Raw genomic sequence first — 19,167 nt, forward strand, 5'->3', positions numbered from 1 at the left:
ATACCTGTGGGAGCGGGCTTGCTCGCGATAGCATCGCCGGGGTTTCATTGGAAACTGCGGTGTTTGCATCGCGAGCAAGCCCGCTCCCACATTTGTTTTTTACCTCGTCCTGACCACCTTCCGAGAGTTCTTCGTGGCCCATCCTGCTCAACGTCGCTGGTATCCGCTGGTTTTTGTCATTGCCGCTCTGGTGCTGTTGCCGCTGAGCGTTTTGCTGCTGTCCTGGCAAAGCATTGATACCCAGATCTGGAGCCACATGTGGGATACGCAGATGCCGCGTCTGCTGGGCAACACCCTGACCCTGATCGTTGGCGTGGGTGTCGGGGTCACGCTGCTGGGTGTCAGCCTGGCCTGGTTGACCAGCCTGTGTGAGTTCCCCGGCAGGCGATGGCTGGACTGGGCGCTGATGTTGCCCTTTGCGATTCCGGCTTATGTACTGGCGTTTGTCTTTGTCGGCTTGCTGGATTTCGCAGGCCCCGTGCAAACCCTGCTGCGTGAGTGGTTTGGCATGGGCCTGAGGTTGCCACGGGTGCGCTCCACCGGTGGGGTGATCATCGTGCTGATCCTGGTGTTCTACCCCTACGTTTATCTGCTGGCGCGCACGGCCTTTCTGGCCCAGGGCAAAGGCCTGATGGAAGCTGCCAGAGTGCTGGGCCAAAGCCCGTGGCAGGCATTCTGGCGCGTTGCGTTACCCATGGCGCGTCCGGCGATCGGTGCGGGTGTAGCACTGGCGCTGATGGAAACCCTGGCCGATTTTGGCGCAGTATCGGTGTTCAATTTCGACACCTTCACGACCGCGATCTACAAAACCTGGTACGGGTTCTTCAGCCTGTCTACGGCAGCGCAGTTGGCCAGTTTGCTACTGCTGGTGGTCATGGTGGTGCTCTACGGCGAACGACGCGCCCGTGGGGCAAGCCGCGCCAGCAACGAACGCCCCCGGGTCAGTGCCTTGTATCACCTGAGCGGTCCCAAAGCGTGGCTGGCCAGTGGCTGGTGCTTGCTGGTATTTGCCTGTGCTTTCGTCATTCCGATGCTGCAACTGGCCGTGTGGTTCCGGCAGCGCGGCCGATTCGACCTGGATGAGCGCTACGCCGGATTGATCCTGCACACCCTCTATCTGGGCAGCATGGCGGCACTGATCACCGTGAGCGTGGCCTTGGTGCTCGCGTTTGCCCGGCGTCAGGCACCCACGGCGGTCATTCGTGCCGGGGTCAGCCTTGCGAACCTGGGTTATGCCCTGCCGGGCTCGGTGCTGGCGGTGTCGATCATGTTGGCGTTCAGCTATCTGGACCGAGAGCTGGTGATTCCGGTGTCGGGCTGGTTGGGCGGGGCGGGCAAGCCCCTGTTGCTGGGCAGCCTGTCGGCCCTGCTGCTGGCATATCTGGTGCGGTTTATCGCCGTGGCTTATGGCCCGCTGGAAAACAGCCTGGCGCGCATTCGTCCTTCCTTGCCGGAGGCCTCTCGCAGTTTGGGGGTCGGTGGGCCACGACTGTTTTTCAAGGTGTATCTGCCGTTGCTGCTGCCCGGCACCTTGAGCGCTGCGCTGCTGGTGTTTGTCGATGTGCTCAAGGAAATGCCGGCTACCTTGCTCATGCGCCCGTTCGGCTGGGACACGCTGGCTGTGCGGATCTTCGAGATGACGAGCGAAGGCGAATGGGCGAGGGCTTCGTTGCCCGCCCTGACGCTGGTCCTGGTCGGATTGTTACCGGTCATCGGACTGATTCGACGCTCGGCACATCGAATCGGTTAGGTGCCAGTCCTCCTTCATGCGGCTACAATGCGCGGCATTCGGTGCGGTCTGTCTGTCAGATCAGGTTTCTGCGTAGTGTAAGAAAGCCTTTTTTTAGGCTTGAAATGCTCCGCAGCCTGTCCGCACCCTCGCCAAGCCCGGAAGGAGAAACCCATGGGACAGCGTACGCCTCTGTATGACCTGCATCTCGCCCTGGGCGCGAAAATGGTCGATTTTGGCGGTTGGGATATGCCTTTGCATTACGGCTCACAAGTTGAAGAACACCATGAGGTGCGCCGCGACTGTGGGGTTTTTGATGTCTCGCATATGACCGTGATCGACATCGCCGGGTCTCAGGCCAAGGCGTGGCTCCAGCATTTGCTGGCCAATGATGTCGAGCGTCTGAATACACCTGGCCGTGCCTTGTACAGCGCCATGCTCAATGAGCAGGGCGGCGTGGTCGACGACATGATTGTCTACCTGATGCCCACGGGTTATCGGCTTATCGTCAATGCCGCCACCCGGGATCAGGATCTGGCCTGGATGGAAGCTCAGCGTCAGGGCTATGACGTGCAGCTGTTGGAACGCCCGGAACTGGCCCTGCTGGCCATTCAAGGGCCCCATGCGCGACAGAAAGTGGCCGAACTGGTGAGTCAGGCGCGTGGCCAGTTGATCCAGCAACTCAAGCCCTTTGAAGGGCAGAGCAGCGGCGACTGGTTTATCGCTCGTACCGGGTACACCGGTGAAGATGGCCTCGAAATCGTCCTCCCGGCCGACCAGGCCCCGGCCTTTTTCAACGATCTGGTGGGTGCAGGCATTTCACCGATTGGCCTGGGCGCTCGGGATACCTTGCGTCTTGAAGCCGGCATGAACCTCTACGGGCAGGATATCCATCTGTCTGTTTCCCCCCTTTGCGCCAATATGGCCTGGACCATTGCCTGGGAGCCTGCCTCGCGCAAGTTCGTGGGACGCGAAGCGCTCGAAGCCGAAAAGGCCGGGGGCGTTCAGCTCAAACTGGTGGGGCTGGTACTTGAAGAGCGGGGCGTTTTGCGCGCTCATCAAGTGGTTCGCATCGCCAATGTTGGCGAAGGGGAGATCACCAGTGGTAGCTTCTCCCCTACGCTAAGCAAATCGATCGCCCTGGCGCGAGTTCCGATGGCAACGGCCGACCGTGCCGAGGTTGAAATTCGTGGTAAGTGGTACCCGGTTCGAGTAGTAAAACCGACTTTTGTTCGTCAGGGCAAAGCCCTGATCTAACGTTTACTGGCGAGAAAGCACCTTGTGTGCGCCGCCTACATTTATTCTTGAGGACACTGAATATGAGCCTGATCCCTGCTGAGTTGCGCTTTGCTGAAAGTCACGAGTGGGCCCGCCTGGAAGCGGATGGCACGGTTACCGTAGGCATCAGCGATCATGCTCAGGAAGCCTTGGGGGACGTGGTGTTTGTTGAGCTGGCCGAAGTCGGCAAAGTGTTCGCCGCAGGCGATACAGCGGGTGTTGTTGAGTCGGTTAAAGCTGCTTCCGACATCTACTCGCCGGTCTCTGGCGAAGTGATTGCCGTCAACGAAGCACTGGCGGACAGCCCTGAGTCGTTGAACAGCGACCCGTACACCAGCTGGATTTTCAAGCTCAAGCCAAGCAACACCGCCGAGCTGGAAAAACTGCTGGATGCTGCGGGCTATAAAGCCGCAATCGGCGAATAAGCTCAAATGTGTAGTCGCTGCCGAAGGCTGCGAGCTTTGTTTGGAATCAAAAGCTCGCAGCCTGCGGCAACGACTACAGGTTGAGTCAGGCGACGCTTAAAACTGCTTTCACCGCCGCCACCGAACGCTCCACATCGGCCTTGGTCATTGCCGTAAACATCGGTAACGACACAATCAGGCGCCCGACACGTTCGGCAATCGGGAACATCCCTTCTTTGAAGCCCTGTGCACGGTACAGGCTCAGCAAGTGAATGGGCGGGTAGTGGTAACCGATGCCCACACCCAAGGCTTGCATCTCTTTCATGAAGGTCGCACGTGCAGGCTGGCCGTCCTTGCGCTCAGGCAGCACAAGCTGGAACAGATGCCAGTTGGTGTTGTTGAAGTCTGCTACCGGCAGTTGTGCGCCGTACTGAGCTTCGAACTCAGGCCCGAAACAGTCGAAATAATGCTTGGCCAACTCCCGACGATGGGCGGTGATGGTTTCGATATGGGCAAACTGGCCCAGACCAATCGCAGCCGCGATGTCGGTCATGTTGAACTTGCCACCCAGCACATCCACATCCAGCCCGTCGAAACCCGTGCGAGTCACGCCCTGCAGACGGTATTTCTCGGCCAGTCGCGCTTCTTCTTCATTGTTCAGCACCAGACACCCGCCCTCGGATGAGGTGATGTTCTTGTTGGCCTGAAAACTGAACGATACAAAATCGCCCCGTGCGCCAATGCGCTCGCCTTGCCAGCTTGAGCCCAGGGCTTGTGCCGCATCTTCCACTACGCGCAGGTTGTGCTTTTTGGCGATCGCGTAGAGCGCATCCATGTCCACTGGCAAGCCTGACAGATAAACCGGAATGATTGCCTTGGTACGCGGGGTGATGGCCGCTTCGAGCTTGGCCAGGTCGATGTTGCGTGTCACCGGGTCGATATCGGCAAATACCGGCGTCGCGCCGACTTCGATAATCACGTTCGCGGTGGCTACCCATGAAATAGGCGTGGTGATGACTTCATCGCCCGCCCCGATGCCCGCAATGCGCAACGCGATTTCCATGGTGCAGGTGCCGGAGTTGAACGTACGCACCGGGCGCCCGCCAAAGTACTCGGACAGTTGTGCTTCGAACGCCTGGACCTTGGGCCCGCTGGTGATCCAGCCCGAGCGCAATACGTCGCCCACGGCAGCAATGGTGGCTTCATCAATGGTGGGTTTGGAAAACGGCAGGAAAGGCAGCGAGCTCATAGAGGCGTGACGTCCGATGTGAGTGAGTTTGGGTGACCAAAAGCAATAGCATAGCGCTCAAGATCATACCCGGAGGATCGCTCACATCCGGTGAAAATTCTGTATGGCGGCTGAATCACAGGGAGAGATGTGTGTTGAGTTAAACGGTGGGAGGGGCTGGCTCGCGATAGCATCACATCGGGTTGATGCAGGCAAACCAAGTCGCCAGCATCGCGAGCAAGCCCGGTCTCAGATGGAAGTTGCCTCCAAAGTGGGAAGGCAGTTATTCCGCTGTAGCGTTTTTAACCAGGATTGCGTTGGCCAGGTCCATGTCGCTGGCTTTCATGTTCGGGTTATCAGCACGCACTTGTTGCATGGCTGATTCCAGGTACGGGCCACGAATCGAACCTTTGCTGGCAACAAAGCTGCCCGCGTCATCCTGAGCGGCGATGACTTTGCGGTCTTTTTTGAAGGTCAGGTAGGTGGAGCCGGTGGTTGCACCGGAAGACAGCACATTACGCCAGAAGCTGTCGGCCATTGCAGACCCAACAGGAAGAGACAGCAAGGCGATAGCGGCTACAGCATATTTGAGGCGCATGACGGTGACTCCGAATAGATTAGCTACGAGGTTTGATTGCAAATTGCGCTCAGGAGTTCCGTAACGTCACGGTACAATTTCTACGCTTAATACTGTTCCATTCTGAGCGGTAACACGCACGGGTGTACCCACCGCAGCGTCAGGCCCTACGGCCATCCAGACGCTGTCGCCGACCTTGATTTTACCCCGGCCCTCCACAATCGCCTGTTGAACGATGAAGGTACGGCCGATCAGCTCATGGCCGCGACGATTCAGGTTTGGTTGGTCGCCACTCTCGACCTTGCCGCGCTGTCGCCGCCACCAGTACACCGCCGTGAGGATTGCCAGCACTCCAAACAATGGAAGTTGCAGGGTCCAGGGCAGCTCGGGGACCAGAAAGGTCAAAGCCCCGACGATGATGCCGGCAATACCTGTCCACAGCAGATAACCACCGGCGCCAAAAACCTCCAGGATCAACAGCGCCGTGCCCAGCGCCAGCCAGTCCCAGTAGTTCAGGTGTTGCAGAAACTCCCACATGAATCAGACCTTCTTGGTATCAAAGGTGGCTTTGACGATTTCGCCGATACCGCCCACTGCGCCGATGACCTGGCTGGCCTCCAGCGGCATGAGGATGACTTTGCTGTTGTTGGCAGAAGCCAGCTTGCCCAGGGCATCGATATATTTTTGCGCAACAAAGTAGTTGATCGCCTGCACGTTGCCCGAGGCAATGGCTTCGGATACCACCTGGGTGGCCCGTGCTTCAGCTTCGGCCTGGCGCTCTCGGGCTTCTGACTCGAGAAACGCAGCCTGACGACCACCTTCTGCTTCGAGGATCTGTGCCTGTTTTTTGCCTTCGGCAGTCAGGATTGCTGCGGCTCTCAGCCCTTCAGCCTCAAGGATTTGTGCTCGCTTGATACGTTCGGCTTTCATCTGCCCGGACATGGCGGCCATCAGGTCGGCCGGCGGGCTGATGTCCTTGATCTCGATGCGGGTGATCTTGATGCCCCAGGGCGCTGTTGCTTCATCAACGGTGCGCAGCAGCTTTTCATTGATGCCGTCACGCTGGCTGAGCATGGCATCCAGCTCCATCGAACCCAATACGGTACGGATGTTGGTTTGCAGCAGGTTGCGAATGGCGTGTTCGAGGTTGTTGACCTCATACGCGGCCTGAGCCGTGTTGACGACCTGGAAAAAACACACGGCATCGATTTGTACGGTGGCGTTATCGGCGGTGATCACTTCTTGTGGCGGGATGTCCAGCACGCTTTCCATCACGTTGATCTTGCGCCCGATGCGGTCCATCACCGGAATGATGATGTTCAGGCCCGGCTTCAGGGTGTTGGTGTAGCGGCCAAAGCGCTCCACCGTCCATTGATATCCTTGCGGTACCACCTTGAAGCCCATGAAGAGCATGGCGATAGCCAAGGCGACAAATAACAGGATCACAGTACCCGCTTGCATAACCATTCCTTGTTTTGAGGTGTAAGAATCAAACGAACGAGGAGTGTAACGATCAAAAAATTCGCGTAACTGATTAGATTTTAGTCAAAACAATTCAACTACGCGGGGGTAACTCGAATTGCTTCTGGCATTGAGGTTGTTCCAGCGGCGACTTTTTGAGCGGCGGCCAGCCTCAGGCTGATCATGCCTTGTGCGCAGGCCTGGCGACGCATGGCGTTGAGGTCGGTGTCGGGGCCAATCAGCGACTTGAGCTTTTCGCTCATCACCATGATTTCGTAAATGCCGACTCGCCCGCTGTATCCGGTGTCCCGACACTGTGCGCAGCCAGTGGCCCGCCAGGTGCAGGTGGGCGGTGAGTCGGACCAGGCCGGGGCAAAGTCCTGCCAGTCGCCCGGATCCAATGGCTGCTCGGCCCTGCAGTCAGGGCACAGCGTTCTGACCAGACGCTGGGCCATGACCCCCAGCAGCGTGGCTTTTATCAAATAGGCCGCTACTCCCAGTTCCTGCAGGCGGCTGATCGCGCTGGGCGCGTCATTGGTATGCAGGGTAGAAAGCACCAGATGTCCGGTCAGCGCAGCCTGAATGGCCATCTGCGCGGTCTCCAGGTCACGTATTTCACCGAGCATGATGATGTCCGGATCCTGGCGCATCAATGCACGTACGCCGTTGGCGAAGTTCAGGTCGATGTTGGGTTGAACCTGCATTTGATTAAAGGCCGGTTCAATCATCTCGATGGGGTCTTCGAGAGTGCACAGGTTGATTTCTGGAGTGGCCAGTTGTTTGAGCGTTGCATACAGGGTGCTGGTTTTACCCGAACCGGTAGGGCCGGTGATCAAAATAATGCCGTTGGGCTGGCGGGTCATTGGTTGCCAGCGTTGCAGGTCTTCGGGGCACAGGCCCAACTGGTCGAAATCTTTGAGCAGTACCTGCGGATCAAAAATACGCATCACCATTTTTTCGCCAAACGCGGTGGGCAGGGTGGCAAGTCTCAGCTCAACTTCAGCGGCGCCCGGGGGCCTGGTTTTTATTCGACCGTCCTGAGGTTTGCGTTTTTCGGCGACATTCATCCGGCCCAGGCTCTTGAGGCGACTGACGACAGCCACGGTCACCTGCGGCGGGAACTGGTAGACGTTATGCAGCACTCCATCGATGCGAAAGCGCACACAGCCTTGTTCCCGCCGGGGTTCAATGTGGATATCGCTGGCACGTTGCTCAAAGGCGTACTGAAACAACCAGTCGACGATATTCACAATGTGCGCGTCGTTGGCATCCGGCTCGCGGGCGCCTGTACCCAAGGTCAGCAATTGTTCGAGGTTGGTCTGGGGGCTGGTTTTCTGATCGTTGAGTGCGGCGCCGGTGACCGATTTGGCCAGTTGGAAAAACTCCGTGCTCAGGCGCTGGATTTCGAGGGGGTTTGCAATGACCCGTTTGATAGGACGCTTGAGCAACGGGTGCAAATCAGCCTCCCAACTGCTGACCCAGGGCTGGCAGCTGGCGATGGTGATGCTCGAATCATCGGCAGCCACCGCGAGGATTCCATGACGCTGGGCGAAGGCGAAGGACATCAGCCCTGTCACTGTGGTGACATCGATCTTGAGCGGGTCAATGCGCAGGTAGGGGTGTTCGGCGTGGGTGGCGAGCCAGGCGGTGAGGGTTTCAAGATCCAGGATCTTGCCCCCCCGGCTGGGGTCACAGAGCTGTTGTCCTGCCAGAAACACCAGCGGATGCAAGGCTGCATTGCACGCTTCTCGCCCGGTGATCAATACCTGTTCGGCACAACTGTGGGGGATACGGTTTTTGGCCAGCAACGCGGTCAACAGGTCGTTGAGGTCCAGCCATTGGTCTTGGGGCGGTGGGATGCGCATAAAAGCTCCTTTGGGCACCAGCTCAGACGGATCCTTGTCTGGCTGTGAGCTTCAAAGCCTAGTCGCGCTGCTTTCACCTTCACGTGCCCAATGGTTGCGAACTATTGCCCCGAGACTTGCAGAAAAGACGCTTTGGCCGCCTGCACGGGGTGCAGCTCCATGTCGAAGACACTGATCAGATTGCGCAATTTCTCACCCATGACCTGAGCCCGGTGCCAGCTCTGCTCATGGCTTTCGATTTCAATGCTCAATATGTCCTGATCGCGCACCACTTCCACCTGCTGTGGGATCAATTGCTGCAAGGCAAACAGATTGAGCACACGGCACAAGACATCAGCATCGGCGTCCGCCTGGATGCGATAGCGCACCGGGCAAGGGGCCGCGTTGCTGGCCCAGACGTCGGGGCGTGATGAGTGGTTGACGACTTCCAGATGGGACATGCAAACGCTCCTGTTTAGGCTGGAGAAATATTTACACGTCGTGGGAGAAATTTTTTATCTAAGATGGTTTAAATCAACGATAAATAGACTTGTTCAAGTCTCTATTAGACAGCTTAAAGGTATTTTTATGCAGGGTGAACTGGATGCTTACGACCGACGCATTTTGGCGCTGCTGCAAGAGGATGCTTCTCTGTCGAGCGCACAGATCGCCGAAAAGGTGGGGCTTTCGCAATCACCCTGCTGGCGGCGTATTCAGCGGATGAAGGACGAGGGGATCATTCGCGGCCAGGTGACCTTGCTCGATCGCAAGAAAATCGGGCTCAACACGCAAATTTTTGCCGAGATCAAACTCAATGCCCACGGGCGTTCCAACTTCACTGAATTCACCGACGCGATCCGCGGTTTTCCCGAGGTGCTGGAGTGCTACGTACTGATGGGGTCGGTGGATTTTCTGCTGCGCATCGTCACTGCCGACATCGAAGCCTACGAGCGTTTTTTCTTCGAAAAACTGTCGATGGTCCCGGGTATTCAAGAGGTGAACTCGATCGTGGCGTTGTCAGAAATCAAATCCACCACGTGTCTGCCGGTTTGATCCGGGCCACAAAAAAACGGCCTTCATGAAGAAGGCCGTTCAGGGTTTATACCTGTTGCATCAATGCACAAACAGGGCAATCAGAATGATGATCGGGATCGGGATACCGAGAAAAAACAGCAGTAATGAGCGCATTTTTATTCTCCAGATTGATTAATAAACAGGCGGCTTGGTGGTGTGCTCCACGTAGCTCACGGCATCGCGTTGGCGGCCGCCAAACGTGGCGCAGAGGCTGGCGAAAAATGCACCCAGCAGCAGGCTGATAAACATCCACAGGGTGGTCCAGGCGGCGACTTTTGCTGCGGTATCTGCGGCTTCCTTGGCTTTGACCTTGGCGTCTTCAACCGCCTGGTGGGCTTTGGCATACACCTGGTCGACCCGTTGCTCGGCCTCGGCCTGGCTGAGGTTGGTCCGTTGAGCGACGATTTGCGCCAGATAGGTACGGTCCTCGCCGCTTAACTGGCCGTCGTTGCCCAGGCTGCGAACAAAGATGCGGGTGACGATGCCGTGGGCGGCGTCTTCGCTGACAGCTGTGCCGCGATCATCGCGAAACAGGGTGTCGATAAAGTAATCAGAGCTATTGCCCGAACTTTTATCGGCGTGGCTGGCGGCTGCGCTGCTCATGGCCGAAGCGGCACCTGAAGCCACGCTGGCCCCAGCTTGAACACCGCTGCCAATCACGCTGCTGACCGAGCCTGCGATCAGGGTTACGGTCACCAGCGTCGCAACTGCCCAAGCCAGAAAGCCATGTGCTGTGTCCCGAAAGTACACTTCATCGCCATGCATGTTGGCCCACTTGACCCGCAAGCGGCCGGCCAGATAGCCCCCCATCCCTGACGCAATGATTTGTGTGACGGCCAGCCAGACAATGGCGGTGATGCCCAGGCCTTTGGCGCCCACGCCTTCATTGGCCCACGGTGAAACTGCCGAAAAGCCCAGGCCTGCGCCCAGCATGATCAGCAGCAGAGACAGCGCGGCAGCGGTGGCTGCCCCCGCAAAGATGGCGGCCCAGGAAACACCTGAGTGGCCAGAGGAGTCTTGCAGGGCTGCGGGATAGTGCTCAGTTGTCCCGATCATTGTTGTTGTGCTCCTGAATGGTAGGAAGTGCAGCGTTCATTCAAGAGATTGCAGGTGACATGCCAACAGGGTGCTTGTTGGTAATTTCATATCTTTCAATGGGTTAATAATTTTTTGAATTTCAGGTGCATGCAGTTTGCATGATTGACACTGTGACATGCGGGCGTAATGCATTGAAACAATTTGGCGAGGCGAGCCAGGTCCCAATAAAAACGGGAGCCTTTCGGCTCCCGTTTTTGGGTAATCAATGATGACGATGCTTGTTCTTTTTGCGATGGCCATACGCGTGGCCACGGCCGCGGTTGTCGTCGCGGTAGTAGCGACGGTTGTCACGATCGCGATAGCGACGATCTTCGGCGTCGCTTTTATTGCCCATGTAGTTACCCAGCGCGCCACCAGCACCACCGCCAGCGGCTGAGCCGACCAGAGCACCGGTGCTGCCGCCGACACTGCGGCCCAGCACGTTGCCGCCTGCAGCGCCCAGTGCGCCGCCAATGGCCGCTTCGCCCCGGCTGCGTTTGTCGGCACCTACGGCACTGCCTGCCGCGCCACCCACGCCTGCACCAATGGCAGAACCGGTCGAGCCGCCGAGCTGTTGGCCAACCACGGCGCCAAGAACCCCGCCTAATGCGCCGCCTACACCGGCTTCGGTGGTGCCACCGGCCGAGGCTACGCCACTGACCAGGCCAAGGGACAACAAGAGAATCGAGGTGAGCTTCATAGATGAGCCTCAAAGAGATGACGGCGCGATCCTGAGGCTGTCGGTGATGGGTGACAATCGAAATCCGACGAGTAGCACGAGTTGTACACAATTCTATAAGTTGTTGTTTTTTCTAGGGAACTTAATGAATTTTTGGTGGTCTGTTTACTAGTTCGGAGAGGCCGATTTCGTAGGAAATCGGCCTTTTTTGTGCCTGAAATTTGGATGTGATGGGTTTTAAATGTGGGAGCGAGCAAGCCCGCTCCTGCACCTCAAGCTGCGTCAGCTGGCCTTGGCCATGATCAGTTTCGACGGGCTGGCGGCTTCCAGGCAAATGGCCACGAATTTGGACGTAGGCGTGTGGCTGCCATCGCCTGTGCTTTCCAGCGGCACCAACGGATTGACCTCCGGGTAATACGCAGCGGCTTGCCCGGCAGGAATATCAAATGCCAACAGGGTGAAGTTTTTGACCCTGCGCTCGTGCTGGTCATTCCAGATCGAAACGATGTCGACCTTTTGCCCCGGCTTGAAGCCCAGGCGGATGATGTCGGCTTCGTTGACGAACAACACGTCACGCTGGCCCTTGACCCCACGATAGCGGTCATCGAGGCCATAAATGGTGGTGTTGTACTGATCGTGGGAACGCATCGACTGCAAAATCAGGTCGGGCAGCTGGCCGGTAGCGCGGGTGCGTGCATCCACCAGGTCTTGTGGCAGCACGTTGGGCCGGAAGTTGGCGCGCTGCGACGGCGTGTTCCACTGCCGCGCACCGGCCGAGTTGCCCAGGTAAAAACCGCCAGGGTGCTGAATTCGCGTGTTGAAGTCCTTGAAACCCGGGATGGTGTCGGCGATCAGCTCGCGGATACGCCGGTAGTCGCCCACCACCCAGCTCCAGTCAATCGGATGAGTGCCCAGGGTGGCGGCGGCGATACCGGCAATGATCGCGGGCTCCGAACGCATCTGGTTGGACAGTGGATGCAACTGGCCGTTGGAGTCGTGAACCATGCTGAAGGAGTCTTCCACCGTGACGGCTTGAGGGCCTTGAGCCTGGATGTCGATATCGGTGCGGCCCAGGCATGGCAAGATCAACGCTTCTTTACCGTGCATCAAATGGCTGCGGTTGAGCTTGGTGCTGATCTGTACGGTCAGGTCGCAATTGCGCAGCGCCTGGGCAGTGCGCGGGCTGTCCGGGGTGGCTTGGGCGAAGTTGCCGCCCAGGCCGATAAACACCTTGGCACGTCCTTCAAGCATGGCGTGGATGGCTTCAACCACGTTGTGGCCGTTTTCACGGGGCACCTTGAACTGGAAGCGACGCTCCAGGGCGTCCAGGAAAGCCACCGGCGGGCGTTCGTTGATGCCCATCGTGCGATCGCCCTGCACGTTACTGTGGCCACGCACCGGGCACAGCCCTGCGCCAGGGCGGCCAATGTTGCCGCGCAGCAGCATCAGGTTGGCGATTTCCTGAATGGTCTGCACCGAGTGCCGATGCTGGGTGATGCCCATCGCCCAGCACATGATCACGTTTTTGCCCTTGAGGTACATGCGAGCGGCGCGCTCGATATCCACCAGGGGCAGGCCCGATTGTTCCACGAGGTGATCCCACGAGGTGTCATCGAGGCTGGAGATGTAGTCGAGGATGCCTGCGGTGTGTTCATTCAAAAAAGCGTGATCGAAGACGGCCGGCTCGCCTGCGGCCTGGGCATCGCGCTCCCACTGCAACAGAAACTTGGCCATGCCGCGCAACAGTGCCATGTCGCCGCCTAACGCCGGGCGCAAATAGGCCGTGTTGGTCGGGCGGTCGCCGTTAGTGAGCATTTCCAGCGGGTGTTGCGGGTGCTGGAAGCGTTCCAGCCCACGCTCTTTGAGCGGGTTGACGCACACCACCTGGGCACCGCGTTTAACCGCTTCACGCAACGGTTCAAGCATGCGCGGGTGGTTGGTGCCGGGGTTTTGCCCCAGCACGAAAATCGCATCGGCGTGTTCGAAGTCGTCGAACGTCACGGTGCCTTTGCCCACCCCGATGCTTTGCGCCAACGCCACGCCGCTGGCCTCGTGGCACATGTTTGAGCAATCCGGGAAGTTGTTGGTGCCAAACGAGCGCACAAACAGTTGGTACAAATATGCAGCTTCATTACTGGCCCGGCCCGAGGTGTAGAACTCCGCCTCATTGGGGCTGGCCAGGTTGAGCAGGTGCCGGGCGATCAAGGCGAACGCGGCGTCCCAGCTGATGGGGGTGTAGCGGTCGGTATCAGGGTTGTAGCTCATGGGCTCGGTCAGGCGGCCCTGATATTCCAGCCAGTAATCGCTTTGCTCCAGCAGTGCGCTGACGCTGTGCCTGGCAAAAAAAGCAGCATCGACACGACGTTTGGTCGCTTCCCAGTTCACCGCCTTGGCGCCGTTTTCGCAGAACTTGACCAGACCGCTCTCCGGCGAGTCACCCCAGGCGCAGCCCGGGCAGTCGAAGCCGCCGTTCTGGTTGGTCTTGAGCATCATGCGCAGGTTTTTCAGCGCGTTGTCGCTGGTCAACCAGGCTTGCGCCACACTGATCAGCGCGCCCCAGCCACCGGCCGGGCCTTTGTAGGGCTTGTAGCGGGGAGTCGGGGTTTTGTCGGCTTGATGGTGTGTGCTCACGGTTGATTCTCCTGCGCCGGGCTGTACACCCGTGGTGCGCTTTTTTGTGGCAGATGAATAAGGTTGAGGTTGTGGCGTCGTGCCCATTGCAGCGCCAGGCCCGTGGGCGAGGACAGGCTGATCAGGGTCTGGATACCGGCGCGCAACACTTTTTGAATCAGCTCAAGGCTGCAACGGCTGGTGACGATCGCCGCGCCGCCCGTCAGGTCGATGTGCTGGCGCACCAGCGCACCGATCAATTTGTCCAGGGCGTTGTGGCGGCCAATGTCTTCACGGCCCATCAGCAACTGGCCCTGGCCGTCCATATAGACGGCAGCGTGTACGGCGCCGCAGTGCTGGCCCAGCGGCTGAAAATCACTGATGCGCTGGCGCAGGCCTTCTAGCCACTGTGCCGGTGGCAACGGTGCGCCGGGCAGTACCTTGAGGTCAGGCAGGGCCTGTTCGACCGCTTCTACACCGCACAAGCCGCAGCCGCTGGTACCGGCCAGTTGTCGGCGTTGCTGTTTGAGGTTCCAGAACGCGCGGCTGGCGATCTCGACCTGTGCGTAGTGGGCTGAACCGGCACCCGTAAGCTTGAGGTCATAGATTTCGCTGGCGTCATGAATGATGCCGCTGCCCAGGCTGAAGCCGACGATGAAGTCTTCGAGATCGGTGGGCGTGACCAGCATTACGGCCTGGCTGATGCCGTTGTAGGCAATCGCCAGGGCGACTTCTTCGGCCAGGGCCGTTTGCTCACCGCTGCTGTGATCCAGGGTGACGTAGTCATAGTTCTGGCTGGCAGCAGGCGCGGGCGTAACAGAAGCGGGCGCCGCGCACAGGGGGCGCTTGGCGTTCATAAGGCTGTACCAACGTTCAATTCAGCTCTTAGCCTAGGCGCGACACAGTGTCGCGTCTAATCGCTAGTGCTGATCTATTGATAGATGGCGTCGATCAAGAAGGGTTTTGTGATTTCTGATAAAGCGCAAAACAGGCTTCAGCCAGGGCTGAGCGCGGGGCAGCACGGCGCATGATCAAGCCCAGTCGGGCCAGTGTGCGAGCGTCTGCAATGGGATGCAGGCGCAAATCATCGGTCAATGCTTGCAGCCCGCCATCAAGGGGCATGACGGCGCAGCACAGGCCGCCGTGGACGGCTTGTAACAGTTGATGAACGGCATCGGTTTGCAGCAGGGGGTGTGGCGTGAGGCCACGGCTGTGGAAGTTGTAGTCGATGGACTGGCGAAAGTGCATGCCGCTACTGAGCAGGCCCAGCGGCAATTCAATGAGCGCCTCCCAGCTCAGGGGCTGATCGCCAAAGTTGAAATACCGCTGGTCGTACAGCAGGCCCATTCGGGTCTCGTCCAGGGCAAGGGAATCAAAGCGCTCCTGATCAAGGCGCTCGAGGTACGACACGCCTACGTCCAGCCGATTACTGGCCAGTTGTTCGAGGATTTGCTCAGAGCTCAACGCTGACAACTCGAATCGCAGCTCGGGATGCTCCTGGTGCAGGCGCTGCAATAAAGGCAGCGGATCAAAACTCGAGAGCGGGACAACTCCCAGGCGCAAGGTGCCGATCAGGTTGCCGCGACAGGCGGCTGCTTCTGCCTGCAAACCGTCGTAGGCCGCCAGCACGGTCCGGGCCCAGGCCAGGACACGTTCACCGGGTGCGGTAAAACTTTCGAAACGCTGACCGCGATTGACCAGTTGCAGGTCGAGTTCCTGTTCAAGGCTGCGCAAGCGCATGGACAAGGTGGGCTGTGTGATATGGCAGCGGGCAGCCGCCTGACCGAAATGCCGGGTTTCATCGAGGGCAATGAGGAATTTCAGCTGTTTGATGTCCATCGTCACTCCCGGCGCAATTGAGTGGGCGATTCTAGCGCGCTTGCTCGCGTCAATGATGGTCTACGCTCATGGGTCTGGATCTTCCAACCCTAGGAGCGTGATTTATGAGCATTTTCAGCTTTGTGAAAGAAGCCGGTGAAAAACTGATCAATCTGCTGACCCCCGGCAATGCCAATGCCGGTGAGGAGCTGAAGAAACACGTAGAGGAAGTGGGCCTGGGCAATCCAAATATCACCGCCACCGTTGACGGTGACAAAGTGACGGTCAGTGGCGAAGTGGCCACGCAGGAAGAGAAAGAAAAAATCATTCTGGCTGCCGGGAACATCGCGGGCGTGGCCAGCGTTGAGGATCAAATTACGGTCACTGGCCCGACTGTTGTCGCTTCGCGTTTTGTGGTGGTGAAAAAGGGCGACACCCTGAGCGCGATTTCATTGCAGGTGTACGGCAACGCCAACCAGTACAACAAAATCTTCGAAGCCAACAAACCGCTGCTCAAGGACCCGAACAAGATCTACCCGGGCCAGACGCTGCGTATTCCCGAGTAAGCCGGTTGCATCCTGTAGGAGCGGGCTTGCTCGCGATTGCATCGCCTCGATGATTCAGATCCACCGAGTTGTTTGCATCGCGAGCAAGCCCGCTCCCACAGGGTTGATTGGTTACAGCCCTTCCAGCAGTTCGCGATAGTCGCCCAGCGCGGCAAATTCTTGTGTGTCCTTCGGGCCTTTTTTGCTGTCGGGCTGTTTGACTGCCAGCAAGTGGGCCACGCCAAAATCACGGGCACTGCGCAGAATCGGCAAGGTGTCATCGATAAACAGGCTACGGCCCGGGTCAAAGTCGATATCGGCTTGCAGTGCATCCCAGAACGCCGGGCTTTCCTTTGGAAAACCGTAATCGTGGGAGCTGATCAGGCGCTCGAAATAAGGCGCCAGTTCAATGCGCTCCAATTTCAATGACAACGAATCACGGTGCGCGTTGGTGATCATGATCACCCGCTTGCCCGCTTTTTTGATGGCCGCCAGAAAAGTATCGGCGTCGGGTCGCAAGGCAATCAGATGAGCGGTTTCAAGCTTGAGCTCGCGTACCGGGATCTTCAGCTCGCGGCTCCAGAAGTCCAGGCAATACCATTTCAACTGGCCAGCATTGCCTTCAAACAGCGGCGTCAGCTCAAGATCCGCCATTGCCCGGCTGATGCCATGCAGCTCGGCGTAGCGCTGAGGCAGGTGTTCGAGCCAGAAATGATTGTCGTAGTGCAGGTCGAGCAGCGTGCCGTCCATGTCGAGCAGCACGGTATCGATGTCGCGCCAAGGTAAAACGGTCATGCAAAACTTCTCCCACAGGTAAAAATTTCCGACACAGACAATCGGAAAAGCCGGGGTATAGTACCCCGTTCATATTGAGGAGCCGCTATGCGCCAAAAACCCACCGTACTTGCCCGTGAAATTGTTGCCAGTAGCCGATTATTTCGGGTCGAAGAGGTGCAGTTGCGCTTCTCCAATGGCGTTGAACGCACTTACGAACGGTTGGTGGGGCGCGGCAACGGTTATGGCGCAGTGATGATTGTGGCCATGATCGACGCTGAACACGCAATTCTGGTCGAAGAATATTGTGGCGGCACTGATGAGTACGAAATTTCGCTGCCCAAGGGCCTGATCGAGCCGGGTGAAGACGTGCTGGCGGCGGCTGAGCGAGAGTTGAAGGAGGAGGCCGGTTTCGGTGCTCGCCAGCTTGAGCATTTGACCGAGCTGTCACTGTCCCCTGGCTACATGAGCCAAAAAATCCAGGTGGTGCTGGCGACTGACCTTTATGAAGCGCACCTGGAAGGCGACGAGCCCGAGCCAATGCGTGTTGATCGGGTCAATCTGCGGGAGCTGTCGAGCCTGGTGCTCAACCCGCAATTCAGTGAGGGTCGTGCCTTGGCTGCGCTGTATCTGGCGCGTGATCTTCTGACCCAGCGCGGAGTGTTCCAGCCGTGAGTGGTTTGCCCCATCCGTTGCTTGAGGGCGTCATCACCCTGGCCCATGCCGCTGGCGACGCGATCTTGCCGTTCTGGCGGGCCGGTGTTGAAGTCACCGCCAAGGCCGATGATTCCCCGGTAACCGCCGCCGATCTGGCAGCACACCATGTGCTGCTCGATGGCCTGACGGCTCTTGATCCGGGCATTCCTGTGCTGTCGGAAGAAGACGCCAATATTCCCCAGAGCATACGTGCCGGGTGGACGCGCTGGTGGTTGGTTGATCCGCTGGATGGCACCAAGGAATTTATTTCTGGCAGTGAAGAATTCACGGTCAATGTTGCGCTGATCGAAGAGGGCAGAGTGGTGTTTGGCGTGGTATCCATGCCCACCAGCGGCCGTTGCTACTACGGTGGCGCGGGCTTGGGCGCATGGCGGGCGGATGGCGATGTGAGTGTGCCCATCAGCGTGCGCAACACGCCGCCTGAAGGCGAGTCGTTGACCGTGGTTGCCAGCCGCCGGCATTCCAGCCCTGAGCAGGAACGTTTACTGGCCGGGCTGAGTGAGCATCTGGGCGAGTTGCAACTGACCAGTGTGGGCAGTTCGTTGAAATTCTGTTTGCTGGCAGAAGGTGCTGCCGATTGCTATCCGCGTCTGGCGCCGACTTCGCAATGGGATACGGCGGCGGCTCAAGGCGTGCTGGAAGGGGCCGGTGGTGTGGTGTTGCAACTGGATGGCGAGCCGTTCAGCTACCCGGCCCGTGAGTCGTTGCTCAATGACTCGTTTCTGGCATTGCCTGCCAAGGCACCGTGGCGTGAAAAACTGCTGGATCTGGCACAAGGCTGACTTTCATCTGTGGGAGCGGGCTTGCTCGCGATGGCATCGACGCGGTTCAATTGAAAGACCGCAGCGTCTGCATCGCGAGCAAGCCCGCTCCCACATAAACTGAATCAGCGATGCAACACGTACTGCCCGCTAAACCTCACCGCATCTTCCCCGCCCTGTGCATTGATCACCCGCGTGTCGAGGGTCAACCGTGCGCGGCCGTGGCGTTTGTACATGGCCAGGAATTTGGTCCAGACTGCCTCGCCCGGCGCATCACACAACGCGATGGCGTCCTCGGTCACGGGCAGCGGGTAGCTGATATGACCTTCCTGAATCACGATATGCCCGTCCTCAATCCCCGCTTCGCGCAGGCTCAAATGCAGCCAGCCCCAGCCCGCCAGCACTGCGGCGCAGTACAGGCTGCCGCCAAACATGGTGCTCTTGTGGTTGATATTGGCCTCGAGCGGCAATTGCAGGCGCAGTTGCCTGCCTTGCCAGCCCAGCACTTTAAGGCCCATTTCACGGGTGAGCGGAATGTCGTGATGGAGAACTGATTCCAGATAACGACTGTCGCGGTTCATGCAGTGGCCT

Annotated in this window: 20 protein-coding genes; 7 read left to right on the forward strand and 13 right to left on the reverse strand. The window is 58.5% G+C overall.

The window, feature by feature from the left end:
* Positions 1 to 133 precede the first annotated feature (133 nt).
* The 3 genes from AC19YQ_RS08475 (at position 134) to gcvH (ending at position 3,432) form a co-directional block, all read left to right on the forward strand.
* Entirely contained in the window at positions 134 to 1,750 is a 1,617-nt protein-coding gene (locus AC19YQ_RS08475) for an ABC transporter permease (protein ID WP_500594924.1), read from the forward strand.
* 153 nt (positions 1,751 to 1,903) lie between these two features.
* On the forward strand, positions 1,904 to 2,986 hold the full coding sequence (gene gcvT / locus AC19YQ_RS08480; RefSeq protein ID WP_133079067.1) for a glycine cleavage system aminomethyltransferase GcvT: 1,083 nt from the start codon (positions 1,904 to 1,906) through the stop codon (positions 2,984 to 2,986).
* Between the two features lie 62 nt (positions 2,987 to 3,048).
* The gene (gene gcvH, locus AC19YQ_RS08485; protein WP_019824507.1) at positions 3,049 to 3,432 is read left to right on the forward strand and encodes a glycine cleavage system protein GcvH; all 384 of its coding nucleotides are present in this window, start codon (positions 3,049 to 3,051) and stop codon (positions 3,430 to 3,432) included.
* 85 nt (positions 3,433 to 3,517) lie between these two features.
* Here the strand turns inward: gcvH and AC19YQ_RS08490 are convergent, their stop codons facing one another.
* The 6 genes from AC19YQ_RS08490 to AC19YQ_RS08515 all read right to left on the reverse strand — a co-directional run bounded on the left by AC19YQ_RS08490 (position 3,518) and on the right by AC19YQ_RS08515 (position 8,982).
* Positions 3,518 to 4,660, reverse strand: coding sequence for a DegT/DnrJ/EryC1/StrS family aminotransferase (locus AC19YQ_RS08490; RefSeq protein ID WP_339477051.1), 1,143 nt, complete (start codon positions 4,658 to 4,660; stop codon positions 3,518 to 3,520).
* Positions 4,661 to 4,922: 262 nt separating this feature from the next.
* Positions 4,923 to 5,237 carry a DUF2388 domain-containing protein gene (locus AC19YQ_RS08495; protein ID WP_500594925.1) on the reverse strand — a complete coding sequence of 105 codons (315 nt, stop codon included), beginning with the start codon at positions 5,235 to 5,237 and terminating at the stop codon, positions 4,923 to 4,925.
* 66 nt (positions 5,238 to 5,303) lie between these two features.
* Positions 5,304 to 5,753 (reverse strand): NfeD family protein, encoded by a 450-nt coding sequence (locus AC19YQ_RS08500; protein ID WP_133079064.1) that lies wholly within the window; start codon positions 5,751 to 5,753, stop codon positions 5,304 to 5,306.
* 3 nt (positions 5,754 to 5,756) lie between these two features.
* Complete coding sequence (locus AC19YQ_RS08505; RefSeq protein WP_133079063.1) at positions 5,757 to 6,677, reverse strand: SPFH domain-containing protein; 921 nt, start codon at positions 6,675 to 6,677, stop codon at positions 5,757 to 5,759.
* Between the two features lie 98 nt (positions 6,678 to 6,775).
* The gene (gene tfpB / locus AC19YQ_RS08510) at positions 6,776 to 8,542 is read right to left on the reverse strand and encodes a type IV pilus assembly ATPase TfpB (protein ID WP_500594926.1); all 1,767 of its coding nucleotides are present in this window, start codon (positions 8,540 to 8,542) and stop codon (positions 6,776 to 6,778) included.
* Positions 8,543 to 8,643: 101 nt separating this feature from the next.
* Positions 8,644 to 8,982, reverse strand: coding sequence for an ACT-like domain-containing protein (locus AC19YQ_RS08515; protein ID WP_339477056.1), 339 nt, complete (start codon positions 8,980 to 8,982; stop codon positions 8,644 to 8,646).
* 127 nt (positions 8,983 to 9,109) lie between these two features.
* On the opposite strand from AC19YQ_RS08515, the gene AC19YQ_RS08520 reads away from it, so the two are divergent.
* On the forward strand, positions 9,110 to 9,574 hold the full coding sequence (locus AC19YQ_RS08520; protein WP_019824516.1) for an Lrp/AsnC family transcriptional regulator: 465 nt from the start codon (positions 9,110 to 9,112) through the stop codon (positions 9,572 to 9,574).
* A 153-nt stretch (positions 9,575 to 9,727) separates the two neighbouring features.
* Here the strand turns inward: AC19YQ_RS08520 and AC19YQ_RS08525 are convergent, their stop codons facing one another.
* From AC19YQ_RS08525 to AC19YQ_RS08545, 5 genes are all read right to left on the reverse strand, one after another.
* Positions 9,728 to 10,651: a hypothetical protein gene (locus AC19YQ_RS08525; protein WP_339477059.1), complete on the reverse strand. Its 924-nt coding sequence runs from the start codon at positions 10,649 to 10,651 to the stop codon at positions 9,728 to 9,730.
* A gap of 244 nt (positions 10,652 to 10,895) precedes the next feature.
* Positions 10,896 to 11,372 carry a YMGG-like glycine zipper-containing protein gene (locus AC19YQ_RS08530; protein ID WP_019824518.1) on the reverse strand — a complete coding sequence of 159 codons (477 nt, stop codon included), beginning with the start codon at positions 11,370 to 11,372 and terminating at the stop codon, positions 10,896 to 10,898.
* Between the two features lie 261 nt (positions 11,373 to 11,633).
* Positions 11,634 to 13,982 carry an FdhF/YdeP family oxidoreductase gene (locus AC19YQ_RS08535; protein ID WP_500594927.1) on the reverse strand — a complete coding sequence of 783 codons (2,349 nt, stop codon included), beginning with the start codon at positions 13,980 to 13,982 and terminating at the stop codon, positions 11,634 to 11,636.
* Complete coding sequence (gene fdhD, locus AC19YQ_RS08540; RefSeq protein WP_133079058.1) at positions 13,979 to 14,818, reverse strand: formate dehydrogenase accessory sulfurtransferase FdhD; 840 nt, start codon at positions 14,816 to 14,818, stop codon at positions 13,979 to 13,981. The genes AC19YQ_RS08535 and fdhD overlap by 4 nt, the downstream gene beginning before the upstream one ends.
* Before the next feature lie 94 nt (positions 14,819 to 14,912).
* Positions 14,913 to 15,800, reverse strand: a complete 888-nt coding sequence (locus AC19YQ_RS08545; protein WP_133079057.1) for a LysR family transcriptional regulator — start codon at positions 15,798 to 15,800, stop codon at positions 14,913 to 14,915.
* Positions 15,801 to 15,904: 104 nt separating this feature from the next.
* Here AC19YQ_RS08545 and lysM point away from each other — a divergent pair, with 104 nt between their 5' ends.
* Entirely contained in the window at positions 15,905 to 16,345 is a 441-nt protein-coding gene (gene lysM / locus AC19YQ_RS08550; protein ID WP_133079056.1) for a peptidoglycan-binding protein LysM, read from the forward strand.
* Between the two features lie 111 nt (positions 16,346 to 16,456).
* Here lysM and yrfG read toward each other — a convergent pair whose 3' ends face one another.
* A complete protein-coding gene (gene yrfG / locus AC19YQ_RS08555; protein WP_133079055.1) occupies positions 16,457 to 17,119 on the reverse strand; it encodes a GMP/IMP nucleotidase in 663 nt (220 codons plus the stop codon).
* An 87-nt stretch (positions 17,120 to 17,206) separates the two neighbouring features.
* Here yrfG and nudE point away from each other — a divergent pair, with 87 nt between their 5' ends.
* Both nudE and cysQ read left to right on the forward strand, forming a co-directional pair.
* Positions 17,207 to 17,773 (forward strand): ADP compounds hydrolase NudE, encoded by a 567-nt coding sequence (nudE, locus tag AC19YQ_RS08560; protein WP_133079054.1) that lies wholly within the window; start codon positions 17,207 to 17,209, stop codon positions 17,771 to 17,773.
* Complete coding sequence (cysQ, locus tag AC19YQ_RS08565) at positions 17,770 to 18,597, forward strand: 3'(2'),5'-bisphosphate nucleotidase CysQ (RefSeq protein WP_500594928.1); 828 nt, start codon at positions 17,770 to 17,772, stop codon at positions 18,595 to 18,597. Before nudE ends, cysQ begins: the two co-directional genes overlap by 4 nt.
* Before the next feature lie 104 nt (positions 18,598 to 18,701).
* On the opposite strand, the gene AC19YQ_RS08570 is transcribed toward cysQ, so the two are convergent.
* Complete coding sequence (locus AC19YQ_RS08570) at positions 18,702 to 19,157, reverse strand: thioesterase domain-containing protein (RefSeq protein WP_500594929.1); 456 nt, start codon at positions 19,155 to 19,157, stop codon at positions 18,702 to 18,704.
* Positions 19,158 to 19,167 lie beyond the last annotated feature (10 nt).

The sequence above is a fragment of the Pseudomonas sp. MF06569 genome (assembly GCF_059862735.1).

What these genes read in the sequence shown, in the direction of transcription:
- AC19YQ_RS08530 (WP_019824518.1), bottom strand. Translation starts at nt 11,372, where the DNA reads ATGAAGCTCACCTCGATTCTCTTGTTGTCCCTTGGCCTGGTCAGTGGC.
- AC19YQ_RS08490 (WP_339477051.1), bottom strand. Translation starts at nt 4,660, where the DNA reads ATGAGCTCGCTGCCTTTCCTGCCGTTTTCCAAACCCACCATTGATGAA.
- AC19YQ_RS08495 (WP_500594925.1), bottom strand. Translation starts at nt 5,237, where the DNA reads ATGCGCCTCAAATATGCTGTAGCCGCTATCGCCTTGCTGTCTCTTCCT.
- lysM (WP_133079056.1), top strand. Translation starts at nt 15,905, where the DNA reads ATGAGCATTTTCAGCTTTGTGAAAGAAGCCGGTGAAAAACTGATCAAT.
- nudE (WP_133079054.1), top strand. Translation starts at nt 17,207, where the DNA reads ATGCGCCAAAAACCCACCGTACTTGCCCGTGAAATTGTTGCCAGTAGC.
- gcvT (WP_133079067.1), top strand. Translation starts at nt 1,904, where the DNA reads ATGGGACAGCGTACGCCTCTGTATGACCTGCATCTCGCCCTGGGCGCG.
- tfpB (WP_500594926.1), bottom strand. Translation starts at nt 8,542, where the DNA reads ATGCGCATCCCACCGCCCCAAGACCAATGGCTGGACCTCAACGACCTG.
- AC19YQ_RS08500 (WP_133079064.1), bottom strand. Translation starts at nt 5,753, where the DNA reads ATGTGGGAGTTTCTGCAACACCTGAACTACTGGGACTGGCTGGCGCTG.
- AC19YQ_RS08515 (WP_339477056.1), bottom strand. Translation starts at nt 8,982, where the DNA reads ATGTCCCATCTGGAAGTCGTCAACCACTCATCACGCCCCGACGTCTGG.
- AC19YQ_RS08525 (WP_339477059.1), bottom strand. Translation starts at nt 10,651, where the DNA reads ATGATCGGGACAACTGAGCACTATCCCGCAGCCCTGCAAGACTCCTCT.
- yrfG (WP_133079055.1), bottom strand. Translation starts at nt 17,119, where the DNA reads ATGACCGTTTTACCTTGGCGCGACATCGATACCGTGCTGCTCGACATG.
- fdhD (WP_133079058.1), bottom strand. Translation starts at nt 14,818, where the DNA reads ATGAACGCCAAGCGCCCCCTGTGCGCGGCGCCCGCTTCTGTTACGCCC.
- gcvH (WP_019824507.1), top strand. Translation starts at nt 3,049, where the DNA reads ATGAGCCTGATCCCTGCTGAGTTGCGCTTTGCTGAAAGTCACGAGTGG.
- AC19YQ_RS08520 (WP_019824516.1), top strand. Translation starts at nt 9,110, where the DNA reads ATGCAGGGTGAACTGGATGCTTACGACCGACGCATTTTGGCGCTGCTG.
- AC19YQ_RS08570 (WP_500594929.1), bottom strand. Translation starts at nt 19,157, where the DNA reads ATGAACCGCGACAGTCGTTATCTGGAATCAGTTCTCCATCACGACATT.
- AC19YQ_RS08505 (WP_133079063.1), bottom strand. Translation starts at nt 6,677, where the DNA reads ATGCAAGCGGGTACTGTGATCCTGTTATTTGTCGCCTTGGCTATCGCC.
- AC19YQ_RS08545 (WP_133079057.1), bottom strand. Translation starts at nt 15,800, where the DNA reads ATGGACATCAAACAGCTGAAATTCCTCATTGCCCTCGATGAAACCCGG.